The organism is Bradyrhizobium sp. UBA2491, from assembly GCF_002341725.1.
In the GTDB taxonomy this organism is placed as follows: Bacteria; Pseudomonadota; Alphaproteobacteria; order Rhizobiales; family Xanthobacteraceae; genus Bradyrhizobium.
Genome location: NZ_DDOP01000066.1, coordinates 184,015 through 201,417, shown reverse-complemented (window position 1 = coordinate 201,417; position 17,403 = coordinate 184,015). Strand labels below are relative to the sequence as shown.

Annotated in this window: 18 protein-coding genes; 7 read left to right on the top strand and 11 right to left on the bottom strand. The window is 65.4% G+C overall.

Annotated features, from left to right (window positions below):
• Positions 1-2: 2 nt before the first annotated feature.
• The gene (locus B2W55_RS22745; protein WP_024583413.1) at positions 3-212 is read right to left on the bottom strand and encodes a DUF2842 domain-containing protein; all 210 of its coding nucleotides are present in this window, start codon (positions 210-212) and stop codon (positions 3-5) included.
• Positions 213-315: 103 nt separating this feature from the next.
• Between B2W55_RS22745 and B2W55_RS22740 the strand changes: the two genes are divergently transcribed.
• A complete protein-coding gene (locus B2W55_RS22740) occupies positions 316-1,401 on the top strand; it encodes a COX15/CtaA family protein (RefSeq protein WP_024583414.1) in 1,086 nt (361 codons plus the stop codon).
• A gap of 4 nt (positions 1,402-1,405) precedes the next feature.
• Here B2W55_RS22740 and nadC read toward each other — a convergent pair whose 3' ends face one another.
• The 8 genes from nadC to B2W55_RS22700 form a co-directional block, all read right to left on the bottom strand.
• Positions 1,406-2,260: a carboxylating nicotinate-nucleotide diphosphorylase gene (nadC, locus tag B2W55_RS22735; protein ID WP_024583415.1), complete on the bottom strand. Its 855-nt coding sequence runs from the start codon at positions 2,258-2,260 to the stop codon at positions 1,406-1,408.
• On the bottom strand, positions 2,257-3,807 hold the full coding sequence (locus tag B2W55_RS22730; RefSeq protein ID WP_024583416.1) for an L-aspartate oxidase: 1,551 nt from the start codon (positions 3,805-3,807) through the stop codon (positions 2,257-2,259). The genes nadC and B2W55_RS22730 overlap by 4 nt, the downstream gene beginning before the upstream one ends.
• On the bottom strand, positions 3,804-4,790 hold the full coding sequence (nadA, locus tag B2W55_RS22725; protein ID WP_024583417.1) for a quinolinate synthase NadA: 987 nt from the start codon (positions 4,788-4,790) through the stop codon (positions 3,804-3,806). The genes B2W55_RS22730 and nadA overlap by 4 nt, the downstream gene beginning before the upstream one ends.
• A 54-nt stretch (positions 4,791-4,844) precedes the next feature.
• Positions 4,845-5,801, bottom strand: a complete 957-nt coding sequence (locus B2W55_RS22720; protein WP_024583418.1) for an NUDIX hydrolase — start codon at positions 5,799-5,801, stop codon at positions 4,845-4,847.
• A gap of 14 nt (positions 5,802-5,815) precedes the next feature.
• Complete coding sequence (locus B2W55_RS22715) at positions 5,816-6,220, bottom strand: hypothetical protein (RefSeq protein WP_024583419.1); 405 nt, start codon at positions 6,218-6,220, stop codon at positions 5,816-5,818.
• Positions 6,221-6,370: 150 nt separating this feature from the next.
• Complete coding sequence (locus B2W55_RS22710; protein WP_024583420.1) at positions 6,371-7,651, bottom strand: O-acetylhomoserine aminocarboxypropyltransferase; 1,281 nt, start codon at positions 7,649-7,651, stop codon at positions 6,371-6,373.
• 146 nt (positions 7,652-7,797) lie between these two features.
• Complete coding sequence (locus B2W55_RS22705; protein WP_024583421.1) at positions 7,798-8,382, bottom strand: CoA-binding protein; 585 nt, start codon at positions 8,380-8,382, stop codon at positions 7,798-7,800.
• A gap of 7 nt (positions 8,383-8,389) precedes the next feature.
• The gene (locus B2W55_RS22700) at positions 8,390-9,217 is read right to left on the bottom strand and encodes an enoyl-CoA hydratase (protein WP_024583422.1); all 828 of its coding nucleotides are present in this window, start codon (positions 9,215-9,217) and stop codon (positions 8,390-8,392) included.
• Between the two features lie 70 nt (positions 9,218-9,287).
• Between B2W55_RS22700 and B2W55_RS22695 the strand changes: the two genes are divergently transcribed.
• The 5 genes from B2W55_RS22695 to B2W55_RS22675 all read left to right on the top strand — a co-directional run bounded on the left by B2W55_RS22695 (position 9,288) and on the right by B2W55_RS22675 (position 12,552).
• The gene (locus tag B2W55_RS22695) at positions 9,288-9,716 is read left to right on the top strand and encodes a PaaI family thioesterase (protein ID WP_024583423.1); all 429 of its coding nucleotides are present in this window, start codon (positions 9,288-9,290) and stop codon (positions 9,714-9,716) included.
• A gap of 154 nt (positions 9,717-9,870) precedes the next feature.
• Positions 9,871-10,335 (top strand): 50S ribosomal protein L13, encoded by a 465-nt coding sequence (gene rplM / locus B2W55_RS22690; RefSeq protein WP_016840522.1) that lies wholly within the window; start codon positions 9,871-9,873, stop codon positions 10,333-10,335.
• Complete coding sequence (rpsI, locus tag B2W55_RS22685) at positions 10,335-10,811, top strand: 30S ribosomal protein S9 (protein WP_024583424.1); 477 nt, start codon at positions 10,335-10,337, stop codon at positions 10,809-10,811. Before rplM ends, rpsI begins: the two co-directional genes overlap by 1 nt.
• 239 nt (positions 10,812-11,050) lie before the next feature.
• A complete protein-coding gene (locus B2W55_RS22680; RefSeq protein WP_024583425.1) occupies positions 11,051-12,271 on the top strand; it encodes a GGDEF domain-containing protein in 1,221 nt (406 codons plus the stop codon).
• A gap of 44 nt (positions 12,272-12,315) precedes the next feature.
• On the top strand, positions 12,316-12,552 hold the full coding sequence (locus B2W55_RS22675) for a hypothetical protein (RefSeq protein ID WP_024583426.1): 237 nt from the start codon (positions 12,316-12,318) through the stop codon (positions 12,550-12,552).
• A gap of 6 nt (positions 12,553-12,558) precedes the next feature.
• On the opposite strand, the gene B2W55_RS22670 is transcribed toward B2W55_RS22675, so the two are convergent.
• Positions 12,559-13,704, bottom strand: a complete 1,146-nt coding sequence (locus B2W55_RS22670) for an AI-2E family transporter (RefSeq protein ID WP_024583427.1) — start codon at positions 13,702-13,704, stop codon at positions 12,559-12,561.
• 293 nt (positions 13,705-13,997) lie between these two features.
• On the opposite strand from B2W55_RS22670, the gene B2W55_RS22665 reads away from it, so the two are divergent.
• The gene (locus B2W55_RS22665; RefSeq protein ID WP_024583428.1) at positions 13,998-14,768 is read left to right on the top strand and encodes a gamma-glutamyl-gamma-aminobutyrate hydrolase family protein; all 771 of its coding nucleotides are present in this window, start codon (positions 13,998-14,000) and stop codon (positions 14,766-14,768) included.
• 200 nt (positions 14,769-14,968) lie between these two features.
• Here B2W55_RS22665 and B2W55_RS22660 read toward each other — a convergent pair whose 3' ends face one another.
• A complete protein-coding gene (locus B2W55_RS22660) occupies positions 14,969-17,314 on the bottom strand; it encodes an NF038122 family metalloprotease (protein ID WP_145987163.1) in 2,346 nt (781 codons plus the stop codon).
• Between the last annotated feature and the right edge of the window lie 89 nt (positions 17,315-17,403).

Genomic DNA, 17,403 nt, shown 5'->3' with positions numbered 1-17,403 from the left:
CCTTAAGCGCGATCGGGGCGCAACATCCAGGACACGATCGGCATCGCCGGCAGCACCCAGCCGAGACCCGCGACGACGTAGAAGATCGCCTGCAGCAGCCCGGAATTGGCGAGCCATGGCGTCTGCGCGACCGTCATGCCAAGCAGCGACCACACCACCACCAGGATGAGCAGGAAGATGGTTCCGAGCAGTTTGCGGGTGCGTATGGCCATGGCGGATATGTGCAACTCGTGATCCAGAGCGTTGTCGGCGGCGCTTGCGCCGGGGGCGCGGCGGACTATAAGGGGCCCGAAAATCCAATCAAGTCAGGGCGAAATGGCCGGTATTTCCGCAAGAACATCGCAGCTCCGCGCCGTAAAGGTATGGCTATTGGTGGTCGCTGCCCTGATTGCGCTGATGGTGCTGGTCGGCGGCGCCACGCGGCTGACCGAGTCCGGGCTGTCGATCGTCGAATGGAAGCCGGTGACCGGTGCGCTGCCGCCGCTGACCGAGGCGCAATGGACCAAGGCCTTCGAGGGCTACCAGAAGATTCCGCAATATCGCGAGCTCAATGCCGGGATGACGCTCGAGCAGTTCAAGACGATCTTCTGGTGGGAGTGGAGCCACCGGCTGCTCGGCCGGGTGATCGGCGCCGCCTATCTGCTGCCGTTCCTGTATTTCCTGTGGCGCGGCACGGTGAGCGGTGAACTCGGCCGGCGGCTATGGGTGATCTTCGGCCTCGGCGCGCTGCAAGGCGGCGTCGGCTGGTGGATGGTGGCCTCCGGCCTCTCGGAACGCGTCGAGGTGTCGCAGTATCGGCTGGCGACGCATCTGGTGCTGGCGCTGCTGATCTTCGCGGCGATCGTCTGGACGCTGCGCCGGCTTTCGGACCGCCCGTCCGTGATCGCGCCCGCCAGGCTGAAGATCACGAGCGCGATGCTGCTCGTGATCACCTTCGTGCAGCTCTATTTCGGCGCGCTGGTCGCCGGCCTGCGCGCCGGCAGGGTCTATAACACCTGGCCCGAGATCGACGGCGGCCTGATCCCGTCGGCCGACCGGCTGTGGTTCGAGACGCCGTGGTGGCGCAATCTGTTCGACAACACGCTGACGGTGCAGTTCGAGCATCGCATGACCGCATATCTGCTGTTCGCCCTGGCGATCGCGCATGCGATCGATGCCGTGCGGTCGCGCGCTGGCGGCGGCGTGATCGCCGGCGCGTGGTGGCTGGTCGCGGCGATCACGTTGCAGGCGACGCTCGGCATCCTGACGCTGCTGCATCAGGTGCCGATTGATCTCGCGCTGACCCACCAGGCGGTCGCGATCGTCGTGCTGACCCTTGCGGTATTGCAGGCCGAGCGCTTCGCAGCGCGCCGCACCGAGAGGGACCAGCCGACCTTGGTTGCGGTCGGCCAGTCCCTTTGATCGGTCAGGTGAGATAGTCGAGCCCGATATCGAGTGCGGCCGAGCTGTGGGTGATCCAGCCAGCCGAGATCAGGTCGACGCCGGTGGCGGCGATCGCCGCGGCGGTCGCCGCCGTGATGCGGCCGGAGGCTTCGGTGATCGCCTTGCCGCGGGCCATCTCCACCGCGCGCGCGAGCTGCTCGGTCGTCATGTTGTCGAGCAGCACCGCGTCGACGTCGAGCGCGAGCGCCTCCTCGAGCTGCGACAGCGTGTCGACCTCGACCTCGATCTTGACCATATGCCCGGCATTGGCCTTGGCGCGCTCGATCGCGGTGCGGATGCCGCCGGCGAGCGCGATGTGGTTGTCCTTGATCAGCATCGCATCGTCGAGCCCGAAACGGTGATTGCCGCCGCCGCCGGCGCGCACCGCATACTTCTCCAGCGCCCGCAGCCCCGGCGTGGTCTTGCGGATGTCGACGATTTGCGCGCGCGTGCCCGTGACGGCTTTGACGAGCGTGGCGGTCGCGGTCGCGACGCCGCTCAGATGGCAGAGGAAGTTGAGTGCGGTCCGCTCCGCGGTGAGCAGGCCGCGCGCCGGGCCGTCGATGATCGCGATGACTTCGTCGGGTTCGACCGCGCTGCCGTCGGGCCGCTCGGCGCGCAACTCGATCGATGGCGAAACCATCTGGAACACGGTGCGTGCGACGTCGAGGCCCGCGATCACGCCAGGCTGCCGTGCCCGCATCACCAGCCGGGCCTGCTGGCCGGCCGGTACGATCGCGTCCGCCGTGATATCGCCGGCGCGGCCGAGATCCTCGCGCAAGGCGGCTTGCACGATCGGTTCATAGAGCAGCGGCAACAGGGGATTGAGGGTGGTCATGGGCGGGCACTCCTTGCTGAGATCCTGGTTTCGACGATGTTGCGCGCGGCGGCGAGCGCCTCGGCACGGGTGAGGGAAGACGGTGCTGCCGACAAGGCGGTGTGCGGGAAATCGGTGCGGAAATGACCGCCGCGGCTTTCCTCGCGCCTGATCGCGGCAACCGCGATCATCAGGCCGACCAACGCTGCGCCGGACGCCGCACTCTGGCCGGATGCGAACGGATAGAGGCTCCGGATCGCACGCGCGATCCCGTCATGGTCGCGCAGCACGCCGAGCCCCTGGGTGAGGATCGGCCGCACCACGGAGGGATCGGTGGCTGGCGGCATGGCATCGTCGCGCAGCATCGCCCGCGGACCGGCGCTTATGCTTTCGACGCTCTCGGCAACCCAGCGCGCGCAGACAACCGCCTCCATCAGCGAGTTGCTGGCGAGCCGGTTGGCGCCGTGCAGGCCGGTGCGCGCGGCTTCGCCGCAGGCCCACAGGCCCTGCACCGAGCTGCGGCCAAAACCGTCAACCGCGATGCCACCCATGTGATAGTGGACCGCGGGACGGATCGGGATCGGATCACGGGCGGGGTCGATGCCTGCCATCTTGCAGAAGGCGCTGATCACCGGATAGCGCTGCGCGAAATCCGCGCCGGGATTCTTGCGCGCGTCGAGGAAGGTGCGGTGTCCCGCGGCGCGGTGGCGCCAGACCGCGCGCGCGACGATGTCGCGCGGCGCAAGCTCGGCGCCTGGCTGATCGATCATGAAGCGCTGTCCGGTCTCGTCGATCAGCACGGCGCCGTCGCCGCGGATCGCTTCGGTGAGCAGCGGCATCGGCCGCGACGGCCCGTCGAAGGCGGTCGGATGAAACTGGACGAATTCGATGTCCGACAAGGTTGCGCCGGCATGTGCCGCGAGCGCGAGGCCCTGGCCGAAACATCCACCGGGATTGGTGCTGTCGGCGAACAATCCGCCGATGCCGCCAGTCGCGATCACCACGCGGTTGGTCGCGATCGTCAGCGGTCCGCGCTGACCGGCCACAAGCACGCCCCTGACCGCATTGTCATCGACGATCAGGCGACGCGCCTCGACGCCTTCCAGCAACGTGATTGACGGCGTCTGACGGACGGCGGCGATCAGGGCGCGCATGATCTCGCGGCCGGTGCCGTCGCCCGTGGCGTGTACGATACGGTTGCGGCCGTGCGCGGCCTCGAGCCCGAGGCGCCAGCTGCCGTCGGCACGACGGTCGAAGGCGACGCCGAGTTCGGCCAGATGCTCGACGGCGGCAGGCGCAGCATGAACGATCCGGGATGCTGCCGCCGCGTCGCAAAGGCCGGCACCAGCCGCGAGCGTGTCGGCGAGATGCAGGGCAGGCGTGTCATCCGCGCCGACCGGTGCGGCGAGGCCGCCCTGTGCCCACATGCTGGAGGCTTCCGCGCCGAGCGGTGATTTCGACACCAGCACGACGGGCTCGGGCGCGAGCTGAAGCGCTGTCATCAGCCCCGCCGCGCCGCCGCCGATGATGACCGGGCGGCCGTTCAGATCAGAGAGATCGGTACTCATATTGCCAGCATCCTTTCGACGCTCTTGCGCGCACGATCGGCGATTTCGGGGTCGATCGTGACTTCGTGCTGATTGGTCTCCAGCGCGTGGCGGATGTTCTTCAGCGTGATCCGCTTCATGTGCGGGCAGAGATTGCAGGGGCGGACGAAGTCGACATCCGGATTGCGTGCCGCGATGTTGTCGCTCATCGAGCATTCCGTCAGCAGCACGACGCGGGGCGGGCGCTTGGTCTCGACGAATGTCTGCATCGCGGCCGTCGAGCCTGAAAAGTCCGCTTCCGCGACGACATCGGGCGGGCATTCCGGATGCGCCAGGACGGTGACATCAGGATGGTTCTCGCGCAGCTGGCGCACGTCATCGGCGGTGAACAACTCGTGCACCTCGCAATGGCCCTTCCAGGCGATGATCTTCTTGCTGGTCTGCTTGGCGATGTTCTGCGCCAGATATTCATCGGGCAGCATGATGACGCGCTCGGTGTCGAGCGATTCGACGATCTTCAGCGCATTGCCCGATGTGCAGCAGATGTCGGACTCCGCCTTCACCGCGGTCGATGTGTTGACATAGGCGACGACGGGCGCGTCCGGATAGCGCGCGCGCATCAGCCGCACGTCCTCGGCCGTGATGGAATCCGCCAGCGAGCAGCCGGCCTTGAGGTCGGGGATCAGCACGGTCTTGGCCGGATTGAGCAACTTCGCGGTTTCGGCCATGAAGTGCACGCCCGCGAGCACGATGACGTCGGCGTCGACCTTAGTCGCTTCGCGCGCGAGCAGGAGGCTGTCGCCGACGATATCGGCGACGCCGTGGAAGATCTCCGGGGTCTGGTAGTTGTGCGCCAGCACCACCGCGTTGCGGCGGCGTTTCAGCGCGAGGATCGCATCGACGTCCTCGGCGAAGGTCGCCCATTCGAATGGCGAGATGACGCGTTTGACACGCTCATAGAGCGGTGCGGTACGGGTAAGAAGGTCGGTATCGAGCAGAGCCATTTATACTCTCCATGAGCATAAGATGGCTTATACTTATCCTGAGCATAAGGCGTGTCAAGTACGAGAAAGCGGGAGCTTGGTGCCGGCGACGGCCCGTTCGGCCAGAACGGCATGGCGGAAGCGGAACAGCTTGGCCGGCCGCCCGACGGTATCGGCGGCCATTGCGCCAGTTTCTTCAACGAGTTCCTGCTGCTCGATCAGCCGGCGGAAGTTCTGTTTGTGGACCAGCCGGCCTGCGAGTGCCTCAACACTGCGTTGCAATTGCAGCAGGGTGAATTCGGCCGGCATCAACTCGAATACCACCGGACGGTATTTGATCTTGGCGCGCAGCCGCGCGATTCCGGTCGCGAGAATGCGGCGATGATCCGCCGTCATCGGCTTTCCCGGAACGACTGTTGCCTCGCGGCCGCGCGCGCGATCGGCTTCCGGGATCAGCGACGCCTCCCAGAGCAGCTCGTAGCGCTGCAATACCAGTTCTTCATTCCAGTCGCGCTCGTCGAGACCGAAGGTGATGGCGCAGCGCTGCCAGCGCTCGCGCTGCAATGTCGGTGAGGAGGCTTCCTTCGCCCATGCCTTCAGTTTCGGGGCGATCGTCTTGGCGATGAACGCCGGTGCGCCGTCGCGATGATCCTCCCAGGGGAAGTAGTCGTACCAGCCGGACCAGTGCGCCTCGAAACCTTCGCCGACCCGGTCCTCGCGGGTCAGGCCGAGATAGCTGATCGAGACGCTGTGCGGGCCCTTGGCGTCGCCGGACCGGCCGCGGTCGGCAAAGGTGTAGAGCTGTTCGACATAGCCGAGCGGGTGGCCGGTCTGCGCCTCGACCCAGGCCCGCAACGCGGTTTGCAGTGAGCGGTGGGTAAACTCGAACGGGCCGCTCGGCAGCGCCGAGCCGCCGGCGATGGTCATGATGTCAGGCGTGCCGTCGGTGACGGCGACCAGCACCGCGACGAGGTCGGCGGTGACGGCGTTTCCCGAAGCCGGTGCTTTGGATTTTTGCGGCGATCTGGCCACGCGATCGTTCCGCGCTAGCAGTAGCCGTAGACGCCGCAGGCGTAGGGCAGGCGGTCCCAGTAGTCGACATAGGCGCCGCCATAATACGGGCCGAGATAGCTGTAGGAGCGCGAATTGCCGTAATAGCCCGGCAGCGATGACGATCCGGGCAGCAGCGGCTCGCCGCGCACGACCGGGATATACGGCTCCGAATTGAGCGGGATCACCTTGGGCTCGACGACCACGAGCTGGCGGCCGCGCCGCACATAGGTCGGCCCTGTGATGGTGGTGCGGTAGGTGTAGGGCCGGCGCGGCAGGCCGGGCGGCAGCTGGCGCGCGGCCTTCACGGTGGCGCTTTTCGGGGGAACGAGGCTGTCGGCAGCCTCAGCGGGCGGAATCGCAGATAGCGCGATCGCAAGCGGCAATATCCAGCGCAGCATCAATGGTCTCCCGAATCATCCGGAGCCTATCACTGCCACTTTAAGCCGGATTGAACGTTAACGAGAGGCCCGTCGGCATTAAGCGTTAATCGAGGGGGCCGCCGGGAGTATCCGGAGTGATGCGGGCACCGCTCCGGAACCGCTCCGGGATCAGGAGCGCAGGGCCTGGTCGAGGTCCGCGATCAGGTCTTCCTTGTCCTCGATGCCGATCGAGAGCCGCACCACCTCCGGTGCCGCGCCGGACTTCACCTTGGCGGCGTCATCGAGCTGGCTGTGGGTGGTGGAGGCCGGGTGGATCACCAGCGAGCGGGTGTCGCCGACATTGGCGAGATGCGAGAACAGCTTCAGGTTCGACACCAGATTGACGCCCGCGTCATAGCCGCCCTTGAGGCTGAAGGTGAACACCGCGCCGGCGCCCTTCGGCGCGTATTTGCGTTGCAGCGCGTTGTACCTGTCGCCGGGCAGGCCGGCATAGTTCACCGCCGACACGGCCGGGTGGGTGGAGAGGAATTCCGCCACCGCCTTGGCGTTGTCGCAGTGCTTCTGCATGCGCAGCGGCAGCGTCTCGATGCCGGTCAGGATCATGAAGGCGTTGAACGGCGACAGTGCCGGACCGAGGTCGCGCAGGCCGAGCACGCGGCAAGCGATCGCGAAGGCGAAATTGCCGAACGTCTCCTGGATCCGGATGCCGTGATATTCCGGGCGCGGCTCACTCAGCATCGGGTACTTGTTGTCCTTCGACCAGTCGAAGGTGCCGGCATCGACGATGATGCCGCCGAGCGAGTTGCCGTGACCGCCGAGGAACTTGGTCAAGGAGTGCACGACGATGTCGGCGCCGTGGTCGATCGGCTTGATCAGGTAGGGCGAGGCCAGCGTGTTGTCGACGATCAGCGGCACGCCGGCCTTGCGCGCGACGGCGGCGATCGCCTCGATATCGGTGATGCTGCCCGCGGGGTTGGCGATCGACTCGATGAAGATCGCCTTGGTGTGCGGCGTCACCGCGCGCTCGAAGCTTTCGATCTCGTCGGGGTCGGCCCAGGCCACGTTCCAGCCGAATGCCTTGAAGGCGTGGGTGAATTGATTGATCGAGCCGCCATAGAGCTTGCGTGCCGCAATGATCTCGTCGCCGGGCTTCAGCAGTTGCTGTAGCACGACGAGTTGCGCGGCGTGGCCGGAGGCGACCGCAAGCGCAGCGGTGCCGCCTTCAAGCGCGGCAACGCGCTCCTCGAGCACCGCGTTGGTCGGGTTGCCGATGCGGGTGTAGATGTTGCCGAAGGCCTGCAGGCCGAACAGCGAGGCGGCATGATCGGCGTCGTTGAAGACGAATGACGTGGTCTGGTAGATCGGCGTCGCCCGCGCGCCGGTGGTGGGATCAGGCTGCGCGCCGGCGTGCACGGCGAGGGTGGAAAATCCCGGGAGGCGATCGGTCATTCTTGGTGTCCTGTTGTGGCCTGGTCGAAATGCGCGGCATGCTGATGGTGGCCGCGCCCGCCGTCAAGCGAGTTGGGCACGCCGCCGTCCCTGGAATGGCATTCTATGCCGTACCGCGCGAGCGGCAGGATTATTCCGCTTGGACGTCAGGTCGTCTCGGTCTTGTTCTTCGCGGCGCGGTCGGATGCCGCGGTCTGGCCGCCGCCAAAACTGGTGCGGTTGAGCGACAGCCGCATGCCCTGGGTCGGAATTGGCGCTCGCTTTGAACTCAGCGTGCGCGAGTTGACGCCCATCCAGGAGATCTCCGATGACAGCCGGCCATATTCGATCTTCGGGCAGCGGTTCATCACCACCTTGAGGCCGGCGGACTCGGCCTTCTCGGCGGCGGCATCGTCGCGTGCGCCGAGTTGCATCCAGATCACCTTCGGCAGCGGCGACAATTTCAGCGCCTCTTCGACCACGGGCATGATGTGGCTGGAATTGCGGAAGATGTCGATCATGTCGATCGGCCGATCGATGTCCGCAAGCGAGGCGACGAACGGCTTGCCCATCAGCGTCTTGCCGACATGGCCGGGATTGACCGGGATCATGTCGTAGCCGCGCTGCGCCAGATATTTGAAGGCGAAGTAGCTCGGCCGCACGTTGACCGGCGAGGCGCCGACCATCGCGATCGATTTGACGTTGTTGAGGATGCTGCGGATGTAGTTGTCGTCGTAGGCGTCGTGATTCATCGGAATGCTACTTGTCCTGCCATTTCGGCTCGCGCTTCTCGATGAAGGCGCCGATGCCTTCCTCGGCGTCGCGCGCCATCATGTTCTCGGTCATCACTTCGGCCGCGAAGCGATAGGCGTCAGCAAGGCTCATCTCGGCCTGACGATAGAACGCCTCCTTGCCGAGCTTGACCGTGTAGGCCGATTTCAGCGCGACCCTCTCGGCCAGCGCGATCGCGGCGTCGCGCTCGGTGCCAGCGGGCACCACGCGGTTGACGAGGCCGATCTCTTTTGCAGTTGCGGCCGAAATCGGCTCGCCGGTGAGCAGCATCTCCATCGCCTGCTTGCGCGGCACGTTGCGCGACAGCGCCACCATCGGCGTCGAGCAGAACAGCCCGATGTCGACGCCCGGCGTCGCAAACGCCGCCGCCTCGGAGGCGATTGCCAGATCACAGCTGGCGACGAGTTGACAACCGGCCGCGGTGGCAATGCCTTGGACGGACGCGACCACCGGCTTCGGCAGGTGTACGATCGCCTGCATCATCGCGCTGCATGCGTTCATGATCTGCGCAAAATAGGCCCGGCCGCGATCAGCGTCGCCGCGGTGCGCGGTGAGCTCCTTCATGTCGTGGCCCGCAGAAAAGGCCGAGCCGTTCGCCGCAATCACGACGGCGCGGATGCTCGTGTCGTCGCCGATGTCGTTCAGCGCGGCGTGCAGTTCGCCGATCATGCCCTCGGACAGGCTGTTGCGCGCGGCGGGACGATTGAGCGTCAGTACCGCGATACTGCCGACGGTCTCGCGCAGCAGGATCGGCTGGTGTCGTGGCGCTTCTGCGCGGGCGGCTTGGGCGGTCATGGCGAGATTCCACTATCGTGTCTGTGACAATTTAATGTAACAGGCTGACTGAAGCGAGGGCAGGGACGGCATGGCGATTGCGAAAATGAGCGTAGCTGATCTGGAGGAGTTCCTGCGCAAGGAATTTCCGCAGGCCTTCACCTACGACGATATCAGGATCGAAAGTGCCGACGGCGAGACGGCCCTGCTGCGCCAGCGCTTCAGCGAGCGCATGCTGCGCCCTGGCGGCACGGTGTCAGGGCCGACGCTGATGGGGCTGGCGGATTTCGCGATGTATGTGGTGCTGCTGTCGGCGATCGGGCCGATCGGTCTTGCGGTCACCACCAACCTCAACATCAACTTCCTGCGCAAGGGCCAGCCGGGGCAGGACGTTCTCGCGGTTGCCAAGCTGCTCAAGCTCGGCAAGCGGCTGGCGGTTGGCGAGGTGAACCTGCTGTCCGGCACCTCACCCGATCCGATCGCCCATGTCACGGCGACCTATTCCATTCCAAATCAATAGGCTTTTCTACGGTATCATTGCACCATATTTATAATTCATTGTTTTTGCTGAAGTAATTTGCGCATCTGGGCGTTGACGCACGCCCGCGGCTTCTCTAGAAAGCCGCCCAGTTTCGGCGCACACGGCGCCGATTTCTTTTTCACGGATTTCACACATGAGCACGTTCTCGGCCAAGCCCGCCGAAGTGACGAAGAAGTGGGTCGTGATCGACGCCAAGGGTCTGGTCGTCGGCCGTCTCGCCACCCTCGTTGCGATGCGCCTGCGCGGCAAACACCTGCCGACCTACACCCCGCACGTCGATTGCGGCGACAATGTCATCATCGTCAATGCCGCGCATGTGGTGCTGACCGGCCGCAAGCGCGACCAGAAGACCTACTACAAGCACACCGGCTTCATCGGCGGTATCAAGGAGCGCACCGCGAAGCAGATCCTCGAGGGTCGCTTCCCCGAGCGCGTCGTCGAGAAGGCGATCGAGCGCATGATCCCGCGCGGTCCGCTCGGCCGCATGCAGATGGGCAATCTGCGCGTCTATCCGGGTGCCGATCATCCGCATGAAGCGCAGAGCCCCGAGAAGGTCGATATCGCTTCCCTGAACCGCAAGAACACGAGGGCCGCATAATGTCCGATACGTTGCAGTCCCTCGACCAGCTCTCGCAGGTCAAGCCGGCCGCGCCCGACGCGCCGAAGTACGTCAAGAAGGTCGACAAGTTCAACCGCGCCTACGCCACCGGCAAGCGCAAGGACGCGGTCGCCCGCGTCTGGGTCAAGCCCGGCTCGGGCAAGATCTCGGTCAACACCCGCGAGTTCGAAGTCTACTTCGCCCGCCCGGTGCTGCGCATGATGATCCAGCAGCCGCTGGTCGCTGCCGCCCGCAACGGCCAGTACGACGTGATCTGCACGGTCGCCGGCGGCGGTCTGTCCGGCCAGGCCGGTGCTGTCCGTCACGGCATCTCGAAGGCGCTGACCAATTTCGAGCCGGAGCTGCGCAGCGTCCTCAAGAAGGGCGGCTTCCTGACCCGCGACAGCCGTACCGTCGAGCGCAAGAAGTACGGCAAGGCGAAGGCCCGCAAGTCCTTCCAGTTCTCGAAGCGCTAATTCGAGTACTAAAATTCGCGGCAATTGCCGCGAGCATCGAGTTGCAAAGGGCGCCGCGAGGCGCCCTTTTTGCTGCGCCTGCTTCGCCGCGAATTAGCGCAGTTTTTCAAGAAAACTTGCGTGTGCGTGCAAACGAAATTGGAACTCGGGGCCTCTAGCCTGCAAACTCGCACTGGCGCTGCATCACCACAATCAATCGCGCCTGCGAACGTTGCGTCACACCGGGCTGGGGTGAGTCCATGTCGTTCGATCCGTCGACACTCTATCTGTTCGCCACCATGGTCGCGGGCATGCTCGGCGCCATGCTGTGGTTGTTCGGCAGGCAGGAGAATATCCCCGCGCTGAAATGGTGGGGCACCGCTTATCTGCTCGGTGCGGCCTCGGTCGCGCTCTGGACGGTCGGCAGCTCGACGCTCGATCCCTTCGTCCTGCTCGGTCTCAATGCAATCGGCTTCGCCGCCTGCGGCATGGTGTGGAATGCCTCGCGCATTTTCCACGGCCGCAAGGCCAACCTGCCGGGCCTCGTGCTGGGCCCGATCGCCTGGATCGGCGCGGTGACGATGCTCGAGGATCCGGCGACGCGCCTGACGATCGGCGCCGGGATCGTCGCGGTCTATGCCGCGCTGACTGCCTCAGAACTCTGGAGCGAGCGCCGCCGTGCGATGCAGCGGCGCTGGATCGCAATCGTGATCCCGGTCGCCCATGGCTGCGTCCTGATGCTGCCGATCCTGGTCGGCGACCTGCTGCGCCTGAACGGGCAGAATGTTGTCGTCTCCAGCTTCTGGGTCACGTTGTTCTCGATCGAGCTCGTGCTGTATGCGATCGGCACGGTGTTCGTGATCTTCATGATGGTGTCGGACCGCGCGGTCGCCGTGCACAAGACGGCGGCGTCGATCGATCCGCTGAGCGGCATGCTCAACCGCCGCGGCTTCTCCGAAGCGTGCGCGCGGGTGATCGAACGCGAGGCCACGGCCGGCCGGCCGGTCACGGTGATGATTTTCGACATCGACCACTTCAAGTCGATCAACGACCGTTTCGGCCACCCCGCCGGCGACGAGATCCTGAAACTGTTCTCCGCGGTCGTGGTCAACAATCTCAGGATCAGCGACTTGTCGGGCCGGATCGGCGGCGAGGAATTCGCCGCGCTGCTGCCGTGTCCGCTGGAGGAGGGCGTGCTGGTCGCCGAGCGCGTGCGCGAGGCGTTCGAGAACAGCGATATCGTCTGCGAGGAAGGTCCGGTCGATACCACGGTCAGCATCGGCGTGGCCGGCGGCCCGGCCGGGACCGAGCTCGAGGTGCTGCTGGCCTCGGCCGACACCGCGCTCTACCAGGCCAAGCGCGGCGGCCGCAACCGCGTCGAGGCGGCGGCGGAATTGCCGCTGTCGCTTGAGAACTGGCGGCGCAAGACCGCGGGCCTGCCCGCATCGGCGCGGCACAAGGCGTCACCTGCCCAGGCATGAGCGAGGTAACGCCTGGTTAACCATTCGATCCCATGCTTTCGGGCATGGAGTCGATCCGCACCCGCAATCCGCAGTCCGTCCTGATGTCGCTCGAAGCCGACGCTGCTGCGGCAGGCAGCGGCTTCGCCTGTCTGTTCTCGGACTCGGACGAGTATGAGAGCGCGCTGGTCGCCCAACGGCGGGCGCAAGGCCGCTACCAGCAACCGACGAGCCGCTGGCCGGTCGTGATGATGGTCGGCGTGCTGCTGATGGTCGTGGGGACGGTGCTGCTGTTCTCCTAAGGCGGTTCAGGCGGCCTTCGCAGCCGCCGGATCCTCTGCCTTGAAATGGTCGATCATCACCTTGGCGATCGCCATCAGCGGCAGCGCCAGCGCCAGCCCCCAGATGCCGAACACGACGCCGAGCAGGATCTGGAACGCGAACAACGTTGCCGGCGGGATGTCGAGCGCCTGGCGCTGGATGATCGGCGTCAGCACGTAGCTCTCCAGCGCGTGGACGCCGAGGAACAGGATGAAGGCGGACAGCGCCGCGATCCATCCGGTCGCGAGGCTCGCCAACACCACGATCAGCCCGCCGAGGATCGCCCCGACGGTCGGGATGAACGCGAGCAGGCCGGCCTGGATGCCGAGGATGAACGAACTCGGGATGCCGATGATGGCAAGCCCGATCCAGGTGACCAGGAACACCGCGGTCATGGTGATCATCTGTGCGATCAGCCAGCGTTCCAGCGTCTCGCCGATGCGGTCGACGATGGCGGTCGCCTCGCCACGGTATTTGGCCGGCGCGATGAACAGCAGTCCTGCACGGTAGATGCTTGGCTGGGCCGCGAAGGCGAGCCCGAGGAACAGCACGATGAAGAAGTTGCCGACGACGCTGACGGTGCCGAGCAGCACTTTCAGCGTCTGACTGATGATGGCGCCGCCGCTGGAGGCCAGCGCGCCGGCCCCGGGGATGCCGTGGGGCTGCGACGACGTTGCAGGTGCCGTGGGCGTCGTCGCCGTGGCGGTACCTTCCGGCTTCGTCTCGCCGGCGGCATTGGCGAAGTCGAGATAGCTGGTATCGACACCACGCTGCTCGAGGAACTCCTTGACGCTGCCGAGCTGCGACTTGATCGTGTTGCTCAGCACCGTGGCCTGCTGCGCGATGGTGGTACCGCCGAGGAACACGATTCCGGACAGCAGTCCAGCCAAGGCGAGGCAGACGATCGCGAGCCGCAGCGCATGCGGCAGCCCGGTCAGCCGCCCGAGCAGGGTGGTCATCGCGTTCAGGCCGACGCCGAGCAGCATGCCTGAGAACAGCAGGAAGAGGGTCGCGGCGAATTGCCAGGCGAACATCAGCAGGGCTGCAAACAGCACTATCCCGATGCCGCCGACGGCGATCGCCCACGCCATGTCGTTACGGGCCCGCAGGCGATTGTCAGCCGAGTCTGTCACGGGTGATTCCTTCTTCGCGACGGTGTGTCCAGGGCAGTCTTTGGCGAAAATTGTGCCGGGATCAAGCTGCGAGCGATGCGCCGCTCTGCCGTCGACCGGCGGTTGTGGGGGAGAGGCCGCCGGGTGAGGCATTTCGGGGCTCCGGGCAGCCTTTTGGGTCCGGTTGGACCCGCCTGTGCAGGGCTGCAAGCCCACCTGTGCAGAGATAGACAGTTGATCCGGCGGGAACTCGAAGGCATGATCGTCTCCGCAACGTCGCAAACTTAGAAGAATCATTGCGCGAGACTTGAATAATGAGACGGCCCGTGGTCGGCGTGATCGGAAACGCCCATCGCATTGAAAATCGTTTCACAGTCCAGATGGTCGGAGAGCGCAACCTTCGCGCGGTTGCCGAAGTCTCGGGTGCCGTCCCGCTGATGTTCGCGGGAACCCCTGACATCACCGATGTCGGTTCCTTGCTCGACGTGGTTGACGGCGTCGTCCTGACCGGGGCTCGCGCCAATGTCCATCCGACCCGCTTCAACACCGAACCTTGTGCCGCGCATGAGCCCTATGACATCCCCCGCGACGACGTCGCGCTGGCGTTGTCGGAAGCCTGTGTCGCGCGCGGCGTGCCGATCTTCGGCATCTGCCGCGGCTTGCAGGAAATGAACGTCGCCTTCGGCGGCTCGCTGCATCCGGAGATCCGCGAGATTCCGGGCCGGATGAACCACCGGATGCCGCGGCTCGAGAACGGCGAGATCCATCCCGATCCCACCGTGGTGTTCGCCGACCGCCACGACGTTGCGCTCACGCCAGGCGGCGCATTCGCCAAGATCCTTGGTCGTGAGACCATCCGGGTCAATTCGCTGCACGGCCAGGGTATCCTCGAGCCCGGCCAACGCGTCGTGATCGAGGGCGTCGCCGAGGACGGCACCATCGAGGCGATCCGCATCGCGGATGCCACAGGCTTTGCGCTCGGCGTGCAGTGGCACGCCGAGTACGACCCGCAGCGCAATCCGATCAATCGCGCTCTGTTCGAGGCGTTCGGCGACGCGTTGCGCGAACGGCGACGCGCGGCGTAAGGGTCGAGGGACGACGCCGAGTTTCCTTTTCTGTCGGCTTGCTTCGTCGGGCAAATCAGTGTTTGGGGGCGGTGCATCCGTTCGTCATTCCGGGGCAGCCGGAAGGGCTGAGCCCGGAATCCATTCATCCAATGGGTTATACGGCTCAATGGACTCCGGGCTCGACGCCGCGCGCCGCCCCGGAATGACGCCAAGCTCAGTCAGACCAAATGGAATCCGCTGCCTGCATCCACCGGGGGATATGGCGTGCCGGCGGGCAAGCCGAGATAGAGGTATTCGAGGCCGTAGGAGGCGGCGAAGCTGGCGGCATTGGCGTCGAGCACGATATTGCCGCCTGCACCGAGATGCAGTTCGGGGCGGGTCAGGCCGGCGTCCGTGAAGGCCGGTGCATCGTTGATGGACAGGTCATTGAAGCTCGTATTCACGTTCGAGAGGTCGGCAGCGTTGCCGGCGAGGTCGGTGATGGCAGCGCCGTTGAGATTGGCGCCGGTCACGGCGAGCGTCGCGGTCGGGTTGTCGCCGCCGGAGGCGAGATAGTCGAAGGCGAGCTTGGTCGGGTCGTGCAGCGCTGCGGTCGCGGCCGCGTCGTAAATTGCGCCGCCGCCATTGTTGAGCGCAAGCGTCGGCGCGCCGCCCGACACCGTGACGGCTTCGTTGAAGCCGAGGGTCAGCGCGATGCTGGCGCCTGCGGTCTCGATGCCGGTCGTCGGCGCCGCGGTGACACCTGATACCTCCGGCGCAGTGGTGTCGATTTGCAGGACGCCGCCGGGATTGGTGACCGCGCCGACGAGGCTCGCATGGTGGCCGTAGCTGTCGGTTATCGACGCGCCGTGCAGCGTGATGCTGGATATCGCGAGGTCGGCGGTGTTGTCACCGGCCGCGACCGTGTAGCTGAAGGTCAGCGCATCGCTGCCGCTGCCGCCGGCATAGGTCGCGACGCCGCCGTCGTTGAGCAGCAAGTTCGGTACGCCATGCGTGGTGTCGACGGCGACGGCATCGTTCATGTTGAGGGTAAAGGTCACGTTGTGGCCTGCGTCGAGATCGCCGTTGCCGTTGGCGATGCCTGTGCCACTCGTCGTCACCGACAGCACCGACGGCAGCAGGTAGATCGCGGTGCCGCCATAGCCGTCGCCGCCGACGCCAAAGCTCTGGCCGGCGAAATTGTCGTTCGGATCGAGCTGGAAATCGAATGTCTTGTCGTGCTCGGCGAGTTCGAGCACATTGCCGGGCAACAGCGTCACCGTGGCGTTGCTGCCGATGTTGACGCCATAGAAGTCAATGGTGTCGCCGATCGCAAACCCGCTGATGATGTCGGCGGGCGCCGCGTGTCCGTCGATCTCGAGCGTGCCGCCAGTACCCTCGAACACGATCGGGGTGATGCCGGTCGAGGCGCTGTCGTTGAAATCCGCAAGCCCTCCCGCGATGATCATGCCGTCGGCGGTGGCGCCGGCGTCGACGGTCAGCGTGGCGCCGGGTTCGACTGTGATGCCGTGAATGACGCCGCCACTGTAGATTTCGGCATTGCCGTGCAGGATTGCGCTGTCGGCGATCCCTGAGACATCGAGCGTGCCGCCTGTCTGAACAACGAGGTTGGTCGCGGTCTGGCCGGAGGCGACATAGTAGATCTCGCCGTTGATTACGAAGTTGTCCGGAAGCGACGGATCCCAGCCCAGGACATGCATCAATGTCAGGTCAGTCTGGGTGATCCCGTTGATGACGCCGTAATCGCTCTCATTGTTGAAGGCGTCGTTGCCGGACGGGCCCGCCCCACCGCCGGAGCCGTATCCAGAATCCCAATCGCCGAGATCGCCCTTGGCGATGTGGTTGTTCCAGCTGCCGAGGCTGGTCGCGCCATCGTCGATCGAGAAATAGCCGGTGGAGTGGACCGGGCCGGCCGCCAGTTCCCGAACGCCGGGCGCGGAAAAGCGGAACAGGTCGGGGACACCCCAGCCGTTGGAATAGTGCTCGCCCTTGACCCCGAGCAGGGAGTCGCGGCCCATCACCTCGGTGATCTCGTGCTCGATCGAGCCGACGATGTAGTACTGGTTGGCCCCGGGAACAGCGGTGGGATTGAACGACCAGTCCGTTTCGGCACTAGTGCTGAAGCCGACCCAGCCGTCGACGGCAGTATCGTTGGCGCCGATCAGGCCCAACGCCTTGGCTTCGGCGCGGCCGATGTCGAACACGCCGCCATTGGTCGGATCCGATGTCGGCAGCGTCGCAAAGGCGGCGAGTTGGTCGGCCGCGGTGCCGTTAGCGATCAACGCGTCGCGGATCGTCGCATAGCCGTAGCGCGGCGCCTCGGCTTCCTCGCTTTCGCCGAGATCATTGGAAGTGATCGGCGAGCCGTTGACCTCGCCCCAGCCGACATGGATGTTGAGGGTGACGTTGTTGGTGAAGGCTGCGTCGAGCAGGTTCACGACATAAGCGACCGCGGTCTTGAAGGCGGCCGGAGCGCTGTTCGCGCTGCTGTCGTAGACGATGTTGATCTGCAACGATGCCTCCCCGGCATGCGGCGTCGGCATCAGGATAGGCCAGCCACTCACCTGAGGCTTGGACTATCCGGCGCCCGATCCGGATCGATCGGCGCCGGGGAACGCAATATTCTCCGTATTTATACGTATACAAAAGTGGC